Below are 13275 nucleotides of genomic sequence, written 5' to 3' on the forward strand. Positions count from 1 at the left end.
ACTGCGTCACGTGGGCAAAGCAGATGTGCGTCTGGCCGCCTGGTGCGGCGGCGTAGCCGCGCGGGCGGCCGATCGCTCATGCCAAGGGCTGCAGGAGCAACGACAGGCACAGTCCCAGCATGAACAGCGCGACTGCCGCATCCAGCAAGCGCCACGCAGCGGGCTTGCGGAACACCGGCTGCAGCAGCCGCGCGCCGTAGCCGAGGCTGCAGAACCAGGTCACGCTGGCCAAGCAGGCGCCGAGTGCGAACGCCCAGCGCAGTTGTCCCGGGTAACGGGTCGAGAGGCTGCCCAACAGCACCATGGTGTCCAGGTACACGTGCGGGTTGAGGAAGGTGAAGGCCAGGCAGGTCAGCAGGGCGCGTCGCCAGCTTTGCTGGTCCTGGCCTTGCGCCAGCAGGCCGCCGCTGCCGCGCCAGGCGCGGCGCGCCGCCAGCAGCGCGTATGCGCCGAGGAAGGCCGCGCCGCCGAAACGCAATCCCTGCAGCACGCCTGGCCAGGCATCCACCACGGCGCCGATGCCCGACACGCCGAGGACGATCAGCGCAATGTCGCTGGCGGCGCACACGGCCACGACCAGGCCGACGTGCCGACGCTGCAGTCCCTGGCGCAGCACGAAGGCGTTCTGCGCGCCGATGGCGACGATCAGGCCGGCGCCGGCGACGAGGCCGGCCAACAGTGCGTGCAGCCACATGCGCAAGGTCCTGGTGGGTGGGGCGAGCATGCTGCACGCGCCGCCCGCATTAGCCAAACTCGTTTTTCTGTACGCTGTGAAGCGTTTCTAATCTGCGTCGTTGCCATGGATCTGCTTCATCCCCAACTGTCCGCCTTCGCCGCCGTGCTGGAAGAAGGAAGTTTCGAGGCCGCCGCGCGCCGCCTGGCGTTGACGCCGTCGGCAGTGTCGCAGCGGATCAAGGCACTGGAAGACCGGCTCGGCCAGGTGCTGATCGTGCGCCAGGCTCCCTGCCGGCCGACACCGGCCGGCGAGCGCCTGCTGCGCAGCGTGCGGCCGATGCAGGCGCTGGAAGCCGAGGCGGTGGCCGACTTGCTGCCAGCGCCCACCGGCAGCGCCGTGGCGCGCAGCATCGCCATCGCGGTGAACGACGACTCGCTGCAGACCTGGTTCCTGGACGCGTTGGCGGCCCTGCACGACGCGCACGGGTTCCTGTTCGACATCCGCGTGGACGACCAGGACCACACACTGGAGTTGCTGCGCAGTGGTGCGGTGCTCGGAGCCGTCACCTCCGTCGGCAAGGCCTTGCAGGGCTGCAATGTGCTGCCGCTGGGTGCGATGCGCTACCGTGCGATCGCCTCGCCGGCCTTTTTCGCCCAGTACTTTGCCGATGGTCTGGATGCGGTGGCGCTGGCGCGCGCCCCGATGATCGTCTACAACCGCAAGGACGCACTGCAGGCGCGCTTCGTGCGCCGTATCACCCGCTCGCGGCTGAGCCCGCCGATCCACTATCTGCCGACCTCCATCGGCTTCGTCGAGGCGGCCGCGCGTGGACTGGGCTGGTGCCTGGCGCCGGAGCAGATGCTTGCAGCCGCCCTGCGCCAGCAGCAGATCGTCGTCGTCGATCCGCAGCGCTGGCTCGACGTGCCGCTGTACTGGCAGCACGTTGCGGTCCGTTCCAGGACCTTGCAGCACATCGGCCAGGCCATGCGCAGCGCGGCACAGCGCATGCAGGGGTGGTCGGTGCTTGCGCACTGACGTGTTGCGAAGGTGCGGGCCGCGCGCGGACGCGGTTGCGGTCTGGGTGCCGCGGAGATCGTGTTCGCGTGTCACGCTGGATCGGATGGCATGCGGTGCCGATGGCGCGGCTGTCCCGCGAGCTCACCCACCTCGTTCGAGGCGCATGCAACAGTGGCGCTCGACCATGCACGGTGCATGCGATCCCAACTGAGCGTGGCATCCGCTTGGCATGCCGGGTGTTCATCAGCATCCCGCGACGTGTACGCGTGAGGCGCGCACGTCAGGCGACCCCGGGCCGCGTTACGCGCGCGCCGTACTGAAGATCCCGGCCAGGCTCTCGCTGAGGATCAACTGTAGGTGCATGCGGTTGAGCTCCAAGCCGGTGGTCATCATCATGTGCAGACCGCCGCACATCGCCGCGACCGCATAGACGCGGGCCTGGAATTCCGCCTCGCCGCCGCTCCAGCCATGGTCGCGCAGCATGCGCCGCAGCAGGTCGCCCAGGTTCTGCACCAGGGACACGTTGAGCCGGCGCGCGTACTGCGCCAGTTCGGGATCGCGTGCCGCGGCCAGGTCCATTTCCAGGTCCAGGCGCCGCCGCCGCTGGTTGGCGTCGGCGACCAGCCACTCTTCCAACGCCCCGGCGATGAAGGCGGTGGCGTCCTGGTGCGGCGGTGGCTGCAGCAGCCACATCGTGCGGATCGCGCGCTCGTAGCCGCGTTCCATCAGCGCCTGGACCAGGCTGCGCTTGTCGTCGAATTGCCGGCGCACCGCGCTGCTGGGCACGTCGGCGGTCCCGGCGATCAGTTCGAAGGTGGTGGCGCCGAGGCCGTTCTCGACGATGCAGCGTTCGGCCGCATCGAGGACGTCATCGTGCAGGCGCTGCTCGCGTTCGCGGGCGCTGTGCAGCCGGACTACGTTGGACATGGCGTGAGCTCGGGGGGAAGCGGTGCCACATGAAGGAGGAAGGCGGCCTGGTGCCGACCGGCGAGGCGCATGCTGCTGGGCGTGTCGCCGTCGCACGCGCAGACGCCGGTGCAGCGCGATTGTAGACGCGATGCGTCGTTGCCGCGCGTGCGGTGGCGCGTCGGTCGATCCTGTTGCCACGAGCGTGACGGCAGCACTCTTGAATGGGTGCGCTGGTGCGCGCTTCGCGCTGGCAAAGAGCGCCGCTGGCATGTCCGCATGATCGGGGGCGTCTGCCTGCACAGGAGCATGAGCAGGCGCGGGGCGGACTCAGCGTTGCTAGCACGACACGACGTACTGCGCAGTGCGGCGACTGTGGGGAATGGGGGGCGCGTGGCTGCCGGAGAACCTCAGGCTGCGTCCATACGCACCTGGGCGATTGGCGGCACTGCCAGCAATTTGGGGAAGTGTGCGGTAGGAACGGCTTCAGCCGCGACCGGCTTGCCGGGAACGCCCCGTCGCGGCTGAAGCCGCTCCTACGAGGTTCGATCGCGGCGGCAGCGGGTTGTTGTGTTTGGCGCTGCTCGTGCGTCGCCGCGCTTACCAGCCGAACGGCGGCGGGCCGTAGGCGCCGGGGTAGTAGCCGCGGCCGAATACCGGACCATCGCCGCGGCCGACGCTGATGCTGATGCCCATCTGCCGCGGCTTGCCGTCGTCGGTGTACGAGGTCTTGCACATGTTCAGATTGGCGGCCTGGTAGTTGCTGTTGCCGCCATGCGTGGAATAGCCGATGCCGGTGGCGACGCTGCCGTGCACGTCGCCGTTGCAGCGGTCGGCCTGCGCCTGCAGGGCCTCGGCGCGCGCCTGCGCTGCCGCGGCCTTCTGTGCCGAGGCCGAAGTACCGCTGGTGTCGCCGTAATAGGCACCCGGCGGATCGGCCTTGGTGCCGGGATCGGCATAGGTGATCGGCTGCTGCGGCACGCTCAGGTCGAGTTTGCGCTTGGCCGCCTCGCTGTCGCCGGTGGCATCGGCGGTCTGGGCCAGGGCCGGGCCGGCAAGCAGGGTGCAGACGAGGAGAAGGAGGCTGCGGTTCATCGGGCATCCGCCAGGAGAAAGGGGCCGGGCGGGGCCGATGGAACGCTCCGCCATGACGCTGACGCTATCAATACCACGTTGAACCCGGCCTGTCGGTGCCGCGCGGCGTGCGGCGGCGCGCCGACGCTGCGGGCACCGGTGCCGCGGCTCAGCCCTGCGCGTGCACCACGTCCAGCAATTGCTGGCCATAGCGGGCCAGCTTGCTGCCGCCGATGCCACCGACCCGCGCCAGCTCGTCCAGGCTGCTCGGGCGCTGCTCGGCGATGTTGCGCAAGGTGCTGTCGTGGAAGATCACGAAGGCCGGCACGTTCTGCTCCTTGGCCAGGCCGGCGCGCAGGTCGCGCAGGGCGTTGAACAGGGGCAGGTCCTGCGCCTGCACCGGCACGCCGGTGCGCGGGCTGCCGCTGCGGTCGCCGCGTTCGCGACCGCGGCTGGGCAGTTCGCGGCGCATCATGATCTTGCGTTCGCCCTTGAGCACCTGGCGGCTGGCGTCGGTGAGGCGCAGGCCGCCGTAGGCGTCGCTGTCCACTTCCAGCAGGCCGGTGGCGACCAGTTGCCGGAACACGCCGCGCCAGGCGCGCGCGTCCAGGTCCTTGCCGATGCCGTAGGTGCTGAGCTGGTCGTGGCCGAACTGCTTGATCTTCTCGCCTTCGTTGCCGCGCAGGATGTCGATCAGGTGGCCGACGCCGAAGCGCTGGCCGCTGCGGTACACGCAGCTCAGCGCCTTCTGCACGGCCACCGTGGCGTCCCAGGCGTCGGCCGGCTGCAGGCAGTTGTCGCAGTTGCCGCAGGGTTGCGGATAGGTCTCGCCGAAGCCGGCCAGCAGCACCTGGCGGCGGCACTGCATCGATTCGCAGTAGCCCAGCAACTGGTCGAGCTTGCGCCGTTCCACGCGCTTGCGCTCTTCGCCGGCCTCGCCCTGCTCGATCATCTGCTTGAGCAGCACCACGTCGCCCAGGCCGTAGCACAGCCAGGCCTCGGCGGCCTCGCCGTCGCGGCCGGCGCGGCCGGTCTCCTGGTAGTAGCCCTCCAGCGACTTGGGCAGGTCGGTATGGGCGACAAAGCGCACGTCGGGCTTGTCGATGCCCATGCCGAAGGCGATGGTGGCGCACATCACGATGCCGTCCTCGCGCAGGAAGCGGCGCTGGTTGTCGGCGCGCACCTCGGCCGGCAGGCCGGCGTGGTAGGGCAGGGCGTTGAGGCCTTCGCGGGCCAGGAAGTCGGCGGTCTCCTCGACCTTGCGCCGCGACATGCAGTAGACGATGCCGGCGCTGCCGCGGTGCGCGCGCAGGAAGTCCAGCAACTGGCGCCGCGCATTGTCCTTCTGCACCACGGTGTAGCGGATGTTGGGGCGGTCGAAGGAGCTGACGAAGTGGCGGGCCTGCGCCAGGTCCAGGCGCTCGGCGATCTCGCGCTGGGTCGGCGGATCGGCGGTGGCGGTGAGGGCGATGCGCGGGGTCTGCGGCCAGCGCTCGTGCAGCACGGTGAGCTGGCGGTACTCGGGGCGGAAGTCGTGGCCCCACTGCGACACGCAGTGCGCCTCGTCGATGGCGAACAGGGCGATGCGGCTGCGCTCGATCAGCGACAGGAAGCGCGGGGTCAGCAGCCGTTCCGGGGCGACGTAGAGCAGGTCCAGCTCGCCGGCCAGCAGGGCACGCTCGACCCGCTGCGCGGTCTCGCCGTCCAGGGTGGAGTTGAGGTATTCGGCCCGTACGCCGAGCTGGCGCAGCGCCTCGACCTGGTCCTGCATCAGCGCGATCAGCGGCGAAATCACGATGCCGGTGCCGTCGCGCAGCAGCGAGGGGATCTGGTAGCACAGCGACTTGCCGCCGCCGGTGGGCATCAGCACCAGCGCATCGTGACCGGCGGCGACGTGTTCGACAATGTCCTGTTGCAGGCCGCGGAACTGGTCGTAGCCGAAGACGCGGCTGAGCAAGGCGTGGGCGGGGGAAGACATCTGTGTAGGATACCGCGCCGCGCAAGGGCGGTTGCCTTCCGGATGTCCGCAGGCGGGTATCAGGCGAAGGTGCGGCGTGCTGTAGGACTCACGGCTAGTGCGGCGATGACGAACCAAGCTTGCCTGGCCGACCTTGCAAGGCGTCGGGGCTGAAGTCCCCCTACAATGCACCCGGCTGGCGCCTCGCAGGTCCCGGTAGCAGCGGCGCCTGTCTTCTTTCGGAATCAGCCGCGACCGGGCCTTGTCCTGAGCGTTGGTCGCGGCTGAAGCCGCTCCTACAAGAAGCAGTTCCTAAACGGGAGCCAGGCGTGACGAGGCAGCGATCGGCATGCATTGCCGCCCAATTCGCGCGGCGGAGCGCACGTGGCGTCGCCCGACCTAGCGGCGCGCCCTGCCTGCCAGGCAGGCAGGGCGGCATCCCTTACTGCAGCAGCGAGCGCAGCATCCAGGCGTACTTCTCGTGGGTCTGCAGGCGCTGGGTCAGCAGGTCCACCGACGGGTCGTCGCCGGCGTCGTCGGCGGTCTTGAGCACCTTGCGCGCGGTGCGGCACACCGCTTCGTTGCCGACCACCAGCTGGCGCACCATCTCGCGCCAGTCGGCGCTGTCGCTGAGGCCTTCCTCTTCCGGAATCGAGGTCAGCGCCGCGTATTCCTTGTACGAACCGGGGGCGTTGAAGCCCAGGGCGCGAATGCGCTCGGCGACGTCGTCCAGCGCCGCCCACTGCTCGGTGTACTGGGTCTCGAACATCAGGTGCAGCGAGTTGAACATCGACCCGGTCACGTTCCAGTGGAAGTTGTGGGTCTTCAGGTACAGGGTGAAGGCGTCGGCCATGTAGTGCGACAGGCCGTCGGCGATCTTCTTGCGATCCCCGCCGCCGATCCCGATATCGATGTTGGGCGCAGACGGCGCCAGCCCGGCCAGCGGCTGGCCGGCGATGGCCTTGCTGGCGGAGTTCTTGGTCTTGCCGGGGGTCTTGCTCTTGGCCATGGGAAGTTCCTCCTGGGGGTTACGGATGAGATGGCGTCACAATAGACAGACTAAAGCATGTGCTGTGATTCAACGTTCAATGGCATCCGATTGATGAACGCTATCGAAAAACCCTCCGTACCGGCACGCCTGCGCGAACGTCGCGCCGCGATCGACGGCGCGCTGACCCGCGACCGCGGCCGCCTGCTGGGCCTATGGTCGCGCTGGCAGGCCGCGCCCGGCAATGCCGCGCTGGAGGCCACGTTCGAGCAGGCGCTGCAGGCGTCGCAGGCGCGTTGCGCCGCGCGCGCGGCGCAGCAGCCGGCGATCATCCTGGATCCACAGTTGCCGATCGCGCGCGAGGCAGAGCGCATCGTGGCGCTGATCCGCGACCACCAGGTGGTGGTGATCGCCGGCGAGACCGGCTCGGGCAAGACCACGCAGTTGCCGAAGCTGTGCCTGGCCGCCGGTCGCGGCGCCGCCGGCATGATCGGCTGCACCCAGCCGCGGCGCATCGCCGCGCGCGCGGTGGCCAGCCGTGTGGCCGAGGAGCTGCGCACGCCAGTGGGCGAGACGGTGGGCTTCCAGGTGCGCTTCAACGACCGCGTCGGCGAGCAGACCCGCATCAAGTTCATGACCGACGGCATCCTGCTGGCCGAGATCGCCAGCGACCGCTGGCTGTCCAGCTACGACACGATCATCGTGGACGAGGCGCACGAGCGCAGCCTCAACATCGATTTCCTGCTCGGCTATCTGAAGCAGCTGCTGCGCAAGCGCCCGGATCTGAAGGTCATCGTGACCTCGGCGACGATCGACACCGCGCGCTTCGCCGCGCATTTCGACGATGCGCCGGTGATCAGCGTGGAAGGCCGCACCTATCCGGTAGAGGTGCGCTACAGGCCGCTCGAGGAGGCGGGCGGCGAGGAGGCCGACGCCGAGAGTGGCGACAACGCCGGCGACCGAACGGTCAACCAGGCGATCGTGGCGGCGATCGACGACATCACCCGGCTGGATCCGCGCGGCGACGTGCTGGTGTTCCTGCCCGGCGAGCGCGAGATCCGCGATGCGCACCATGCGCTGGAACGGCGCAAGTACCGCGAGACCGAGGTGCTGCCGCTGTACGCGCGGCTCTCCAACGCCGATCAGGACCGGGTGTTCAACCCCGGCCCGCGGCGGCGCCTGGTGCTGGCCACCAACGTCGCCGAAACCTCGCTGACGGTGCCGCGGATCCGCTACGTGGTCGATCCCGGCTACGCGCGGGTCAAGCGCTACAGCCCGCGGCAGAAGCTCGACCGCCTGCACATCGAGCCGATCTCGCAGGCCAGCGCCAACCAGCGCAAGGGCCGCTGCGGCCGCATCGCCGAAGGCATCTGCTACCGGCTCTACGCCGAGGCGGATTTCCAGGCGCGGCCGGCGTTCACCGATCCGGAGATCCGCCGCTCCAGCCTGGCCGGGGTGATCCTGCGCATGCTGCAGCTGGGGCTGGGACGGATCGAGGATTTCCCGTTCCTGGAGCCGCCGGACGAGCGTGCGGTGGCCGACGGCTGGCAGCAACTGGTGGAACTGGGCGCGGTCGGCGAGCCGGACCGCCACGGCCTGCGCAAGCTCACCGAGATCGGCCGCAAAATGGCGCGGCTGCCGGTGGACGTGAAGCTGGCGCGGATGCTGGTGGCGGCGCAGCAGCATGGCTGCCTGCGGCCGATGCTGGTGATCGCCGCGTTCCTGGGCATCCAGGACCCGCGCGAGCGCCCGCCGGAGGCGCGCGAGGCGGCCGACAACGCACATGCCAGGTTCGCCGACGCGCGCTCGGAATTCGTCGGCATCCTGCGCCTGTGGGACGGCTACCGGCAGGCGCACGAGGAGCTGACCCAATCCAAGCTGCGCGACTGGTGCGGGCGGCATTTCCTCGGCTTCCTGCGGATGCGCGAGTGGCGCGAACTGCACCGCCAGTTGCATCTGCTGTGCGCGGAACTGGGCTGGACCGAGGAGCCGGAGGAGGCCTCCCTGCGGCCGCTGCTGGCCGGCGCTTCCGCGCCCGCGCCGGCGCGCGATGCCGAGACCGCGGCGCGCGCGACCCGCGGGCAGCTGCACCGCGCCGCGCGCCTGGCCCGCGAAGGCCGTGGCACCGGCACGCCGGCCACGCCCGCACCGGCGGCCCAGGCCCCGCCACCGGCGCCCGCCGAGTCGGGCGAGGCGCCGCGCGCCAGCGAGCGCGAGCGCGCCGCGGCCTACCAGGCGCTGCACCGCGCGTTGCTGGCCGGCCTGCCGACCCAGGTCGGCCACCGCACCGAGAAGGGCGATTTCCAGGCGCCGCGGCAGCGCCGTTTCCTGCTGTTCCCCGGCTCGGCGCTGGCGCGCAAGCCGCCGCCGTGGGTGCTGCCGGCGACGTTGCTGGACACGCAGAAGGTTTGGGGCCTGACCAACGCCGCGATCGAGCCGGATTGGGTGATCGCCGAGTTGCCGCACCTGCTCGCCCGCAAGCATTTCGATCCGCACTGGTCGCGCGCGCAGGGGCAGGTGCTGGCCTCCGAGCAGATCAGCCTGTTCGGGCTGGTGCTGGCGCCGAAGAAGCCGGTGCACTACGGCCGCATCGATCCGCCGGGTGCGCACGAGTTGTTCGTGCGCCAGGGCCTGGTGCCGGGCGAGATCAACACCCGAGCCAGCTTCGTCGCCGACAACCAGAAGGTGCTGGCGCAGGCGCACGAGGAAGAGGCCAAGCTGCGCCGCGCCGGCATCGTCGCCGACGAGGACTGGCAGGCGCGCTGGTACCTGGACCGGATTCCCGGCGAGATCCATTCCGCCTCCGGCCTGGATGCCTGGTGGAAGGCGCTGGCGCCGGAGCAGCGGCGCGCGCTGCACTGGTCGCTGGCCGACCTGCTGCCGGGCGAGGGCAGCGAGGCCGAGCGCTATCCCAAGTACTTCCCGCTGGGCGATGCGCGGCTGCCGCTGCAGTACCGGTTCGAACCGGGCGCGGCCGACGATGGCGTGACCCTGGAGGTGCCGGTGCACCTGCTCAACGCGCTCGACCCGGCACGGCTGTCGTGGCTGGCGCCCGGCTTCGTGACCGACAAGGCCGCGGCGCTGATCCGCAGCCTGCCCAAGGCGCTGCGCCGCAACTACGTGCCGGCGCCGGACTTCGCCCGTGCGTTCTACGAGGCATTCCCGCAGCCCAGCGCCGACGACATGCGTGGCGAGTTGGCGCGCTTCCTGCAGCGTGCCACCGGCGCGCCGCTCAGTGCGCTGGAGTTCGACGAGAGCACGCTGGAGCCGCATCTGCGCATGAACCTGCGCCTGCGCGACGATGCCGGCAAGGTGCTGGCCGAATCGCGCGACCTGGACGCGCTGCGTGCGCGTTTCGGCGAACGTGCCGGGCAGGCCTTTGCCGCGCGCGCCGGCCGTGCCATGGCCGCGACCGGGCTGCGCGAATTCCCGGCCACGCCGATTCCGCTGCAGGTGCCGGGCGAAGCCGGCGTGCCGGCGTATCCGGCGCTGGTGGACGAGGGCGACAGCGCCGCGCTGCGCATCTTCGCCGACCGTGCGCAGGCCGAGTCCGCGCATCCGCGCGGCGTGCGCCGGCTGCTGGAGATCGGCCTGGCCGACAAGGTCAAGCAGGCGCGAAAGCAGTTGCCGGTGTCGCCCAAGACCGGGCTGCTGTATGCGGCGATCGAGTCGCAGGAGCGCCTGCGCGGCGACCTGGTGGAGGCGGCGTTGAACGCGCTGCTGGAGCAGGGGCTGGAGGCGATCCGCGACGCGGACAGCTTCGCCCAGCGCCGCGACGCTGCCGCCAGGCAGCTGTTCGGCGAGGCGATGGAACGGCTGAAGCTGGCCGAGGCGATCATGGGCGCGGCCGCCGAACTGAAGCCGCAACTGGAATCGCCGCTGATGGGTTGGGCCAGCGGCAACCTCGACGACCTGCGCACGCAACTGGCGGCCTTGCTGCATCCGGGCTTCCTGCGCGAGACCCCGGCTACCGCGCTGGCGCAGTTCCCGCGCTATCTGCGCGCGATGATCCTGCGCGCCGAACGCGCCAAGCGCGACCCGGCCCGCGACCAGGCGCGCATGCTGGAGCTGAAGCCCTTCGTCGACGCACTGGCCGACGCGGCCGCGGCTGCACGCGCAGATACGCCGGAGTGGCAGGCGCTGCGCTGGGACCTGGAAGAACTGCGGGTGTCGCTGTTCGCCCAGGAGCTTGGTGCCCGCGCCGGCATCTCGGCCAAGAAGCTGGCGCAGCGGGTGGCGCAATTGCGGTGATTCGGGATTGGGGATTGGTGGCAGGATTCCCGTGCTGTTCCTGCTGCCCGTGGCCGCGGCGTTCGCTTTTGCAGCGTTCTGTGGGAGGGATTTCAGGGCAGGTTTCATCACCCGCGTTCGTCATACGTGTCATTGCATCTGTAGGAGCGGCTTCAGCCGCCACGGTGTTACCGGCAAGGCCTCGTCGCGGCTGACACCGCTCCTACGCGTACGCCCCCGGGATGGTTGAAGGTGCCCTGCATTCCCGATGCTCTGGCGATACTGCGTCGGGGCTGAAGCCCCTCCCACAAAGGGAGATGCCCCGCGTGGAGTGGTCACGGCGACCGTTGTGGGAGGGACTTTAGTCCCGACGCATTGACGCAAAAAGCGTCGGGACTGAAGCCCTTGCACAAGAAAGTTGCGCCGTGTGGAGGGCAAGCGAGTTGCGCGGTAATGGCACGTCTTTCGGGGAGCCAAGCGCCGGCGCAGCAGCATCTTGCCGGTGCGGGGTAGGAGCGGCTTTAGCCGCGACCTTTTTGCGCCAACGCGTTGCGGCTGAAGCCGCTCCTACGACATGCGATCACGGCCCTAAACCTCTCAGGGGCCAGCAGTCCTGCGAATCCCCACTCCCCACTCCCCGCCCTCAATCATCCACCCGCTCGCCCATCAGCTCGCGCTGGCGCTTGTCCAGTTCCTCGGCATAGCGCTTGCGCACGAAGCTTTCGCTGAGCACGCCCAGCACCTTGCCCTGTTCGTCGACCACGGCCAGTTCGTCGCTCTGGGTCAGGTCGAACTGGCGCATGGCGGTGACCACGTCGGTGTCGGCGGGCAGGGCGACGTCGCGGTTGCCGGCGTAGTCGACGATGGCCGCGTCGGCGTTGACGCCGTCGGCATAGGCGGCGGCCAGGGTGACCAGGCCGGCGTAGTGGCCGTTCTCGTCCTCCAGCACCACGCGGGTGCCCGACCCGAGCGGGAAACGGCGGCGGAACTCGGCGACGCTGGTGGTGGCGGCCAGCGGATGCACGTCCTTGCGCATCATCCGTCCGGCGCTGAGATGCTTGACCCAACCCACGTCGCGCGCGCTCTTGATGGTTTCGCCGCGCAGGTGCAGGCGCCAGGTGGAGAACGAGTAGCCGAAGATCTGCCGGACGATGGTGTTGGCCACCAGCACCGCCACCATCACCGCGCTGGCCAGCACGAAGTCGTGGGTGCCCTCGAGCACCAGCATCGCCATCGTCATCGGCGCGCCGACCACGGCGGCGGCCATCGCCGCCATGCCGGCCAGCGAGGCGGCGGTGCCGTCGACCAGGGCCATGCCGCTGCCGAGATTCAGCACGCCGGCGAACAGCCCACCGACCAGCGAGCCCATGAACAGCGAGGCGAAGAACAGGCCGCCGCGGAAGCCGAAGCCCAGCGAGATCGCCGAGCCCAGGCACTTGAGCAGCAACAGGATGCCGAGCCAGCGCAGCGAGGTCGGGCTGGTCAGGTCCAGGTGCAGCGCGCCGTGCCCGGAGGACAGCACCTGCGGGGTGATCAGTGCCAGCGGGATCAGCAGCAGGCCACCGGCCACCGGGCGCGCCCAGCGCGGCAGCGGACTGCGGTTGATCGCCTGTTCGATCGCGCCGATCAGGCGCATCACCGCGACCGCCAGCAGCGCGCAGAGCACGCCGAGCAGCGCATACAGCAGGTAGTCGCGCGCCTCCAGCGCCGAGGCCGCCGACGCCGGCAGCAGGTACGGCTGCACCCCGGCCAGCTGCGACACGAACACCGCGCCCAGCGAGGCCACCGCCACCGGCGCCAGCGCCGAGGGCGAGTACGCGCCGATGACGATCTCGAACGCGTAGAACGCGCCGGCCAGCGGCGCGCCGAAGGCGGCGGCGATGGCCGCGCCGGCGCCGGCGCCGACCAGGGTGCGGATGTCGGCGCGGCGCAGGCGCAGCACCCGGCCCAGGTGCGAGCCGGTGCCCGCGCCCATCTGCGTATACGCCGCTTCCAGGCCCACCGAGGCGCCGACGCCGTTGGAGAACAGGGTCTGCACGGAGACGATCAGGTTGTCGCGCATCGACATGCGCCCGCCGTACAGCGCGTTGGCTTCAACGGCGTCGACCAACTGGCGCTTGCGCGCGCGCGCGGCCATGCCCAGCAGGCCGACCAGCAGCCCGCCCAGCGGCAGCACCAGCAACTGCTGCACGCTCAGTTCGGACATGGCGCTGAGCCGCTCGTCGGCGTCCAGGCCGTACAGCAAAGCCTGCGCGCCGTGCGCCAGGCTGCTCTGCAACAGGGTCAGCAGGCCGGCGATCACGCCGACCAGCAGGGCCAGGGCGATGAACCACACATCGCTGGCGCGCAGGCGCCGGCGCAGCGCATCGGCGACGCTGTGCGAGGCGTCGGCCAGGCCCGGCCGCGGACGCAGGTGCATGGCTGCGA

Annotated in this window: 8 protein-coding genes; 2 read left to right on the forward strand and 6 right to left on the reverse strand. The window is 70.2% G+C overall.

All coding sequences use genetic code 11. From position 1 onward, the window contains the following. Positions 1-76: 76 nt before the first annotated feature. Positions 77-694 carry a LysE/ArgO family amino acid transporter gene (locus M3U25_RS09255; protein WP_355498090.1) on the reverse strand — a complete coding sequence of 206 codons (618 nt, stop codon included), beginning with the start codon at positions 692-694 and terminating at the stop codon, positions 77-79. Between the two features lie 105 nt (positions 695-799). Here M3U25_RS09255 and M3U25_RS09260 point away from each other — a divergent pair, with 105 nt between their 5' ends. Beyond that, a complete protein-coding gene (locus M3U25_RS09260) occupies positions 800-1711 on the forward strand; it encodes a LysR family transcriptional regulator ArgP (protein ID WP_355498087.1) in 912 nt (303 codons plus the stop codon). Positions 1712-1993: 282 nt separating this feature from the next. Here the strand turns inward: M3U25_RS09260 and M3U25_RS09265 are convergent, their stop codons facing one another. The 4 genes from M3U25_RS09265 to M3U25_RS09280 all read right to left on the reverse strand — a co-directional run bounded on the left by M3U25_RS09265 (position 1994) and on the right by M3U25_RS09280 (position 6639). Further along, positions 1994-2620 carry a TetR/AcrR family transcriptional regulator gene (locus M3U25_RS09265; protein ID WP_355498084.1) on the reverse strand — a complete coding sequence of 209 codons (627 nt, stop codon included), beginning with the start codon at positions 2618-2620 and terminating at the stop codon, positions 1994-1996. A gap of 579 nt (positions 2621-3199) precedes the next feature. Further along, a complete protein-coding gene (locus M3U25_RS09270) occupies positions 3200-3694 on the reverse strand; it encodes a hypothetical protein (RefSeq protein ID WP_242161124.1) in 495 nt (164 codons plus the stop codon). A gap of 148 nt (positions 3695-3842) precedes the next feature. Continuing rightward, the gene (gene recQ / locus M3U25_RS09275; protein ID WP_263392568.1) at positions 3843-5651 is read right to left on the reverse strand and encodes a DNA helicase RecQ; all 1809 of its coding nucleotides are present in this window, start codon (positions 5649-5651) and stop codon (positions 3843-3845) included. 421 nt (positions 5652-6072) lie between these two features. Further along, complete coding sequence (locus M3U25_RS09280) at positions 6073-6639, reverse strand: Dps family protein (RefSeq protein ID WP_355498079.1); 567 nt, start codon at positions 6637-6639, stop codon at positions 6073-6075. Between the two features lie 93 nt (positions 6640-6732). Here M3U25_RS09280 and hrpA point away from each other — a divergent pair, with 93 nt between their 5' ends. Beyond that, on the forward strand, positions 6733-10869 hold the full coding sequence (gene hrpA, locus M3U25_RS09285; protein WP_355498076.1) for an ATP-dependent RNA helicase HrpA: 4137 nt from the start codon (positions 6733-6735) through the stop codon (positions 10867-10869). 622 nt (positions 10870-11491) lie between these two features. Here the strand turns inward: hrpA and M3U25_RS09290 are convergent. Further along, the gene (locus tag M3U25_RS09290; RefSeq protein WP_355498073.1) at positions 11492-13267 is read right to left on the reverse strand and encodes a chloride channel protein; all 1776 of its coding nucleotides are present in this window, start codon (positions 13265-13267) and stop codon (positions 11492-11494) included. Positions 13268-13275: the final 8 nt, after the last annotated feature.

The sequence above is a fragment of the Xanthomonas sp. PPL134 genome, from assembly GCF_040595915.1.
Taxonomy (GTDB): Bacteria; Pseudomonadota; Gammaproteobacteria; order Xanthomonadales; family Xanthomonadaceae; genus Xanthomonas_A; species Xanthomonas_A indica.

Excerpts from the sequence above, each read along its gene's own strand:
- M3U25_RS09255 (WP_355498090.1), bottom strand. The coding sequence starts at position 694 with ATGTGGCTGCACGCACTGTTGGCCGGCCTCGTCGCCGGCGCCGGCCTG.
- M3U25_RS09260 (WP_355498087.1), top strand. The coding sequence starts at position 800 with ATGGATCTGCTTCATCCCCAACTGTCCGCCTTCGCCGCCGTGCTGGAA.
- M3U25_RS09265 (WP_355498084.1), bottom strand. The coding sequence starts at position 2,620 with ATGTCCAACGTAGTCCGGCTGCACAGCGCCCGCGAACGCGAGCAGCGC.
- M3U25_RS09270 (WP_242161124.1), bottom strand. The coding sequence starts at position 3,694 with ATGAACCGCAGCCTCCTTCTCCTCGTCTGCACCCTGCTTGCCGGCCCG.
- recQ (WP_263392568.1), bottom strand. The coding sequence starts at position 5,651 with ATGTCTTCCCCCGCCCACGCCTTGCTCAGCCGCGTCTTCGGCTACGAC.
- M3U25_RS09280 (WP_355498079.1), bottom strand. The coding sequence starts at position 6,639 with ATGGCCAAGAGCAAGACCCCCGGCAAGACCAAGAACTCCGCCAGCAAG.
- hrpA (WP_355498076.1), top strand. The coding sequence starts at position 6,733 with ATGAACGCTATCGAAAAACCCTCCGTACCGGCACGCCTGCGCGAACGT.
- M3U25_RS09290 (WP_355498073.1), bottom strand. The coding sequence starts at position 13,267 with ATGCACCTGCGTCCGCGGCCGGGCCTGGCCGACGCCTCGCACAGCGTC.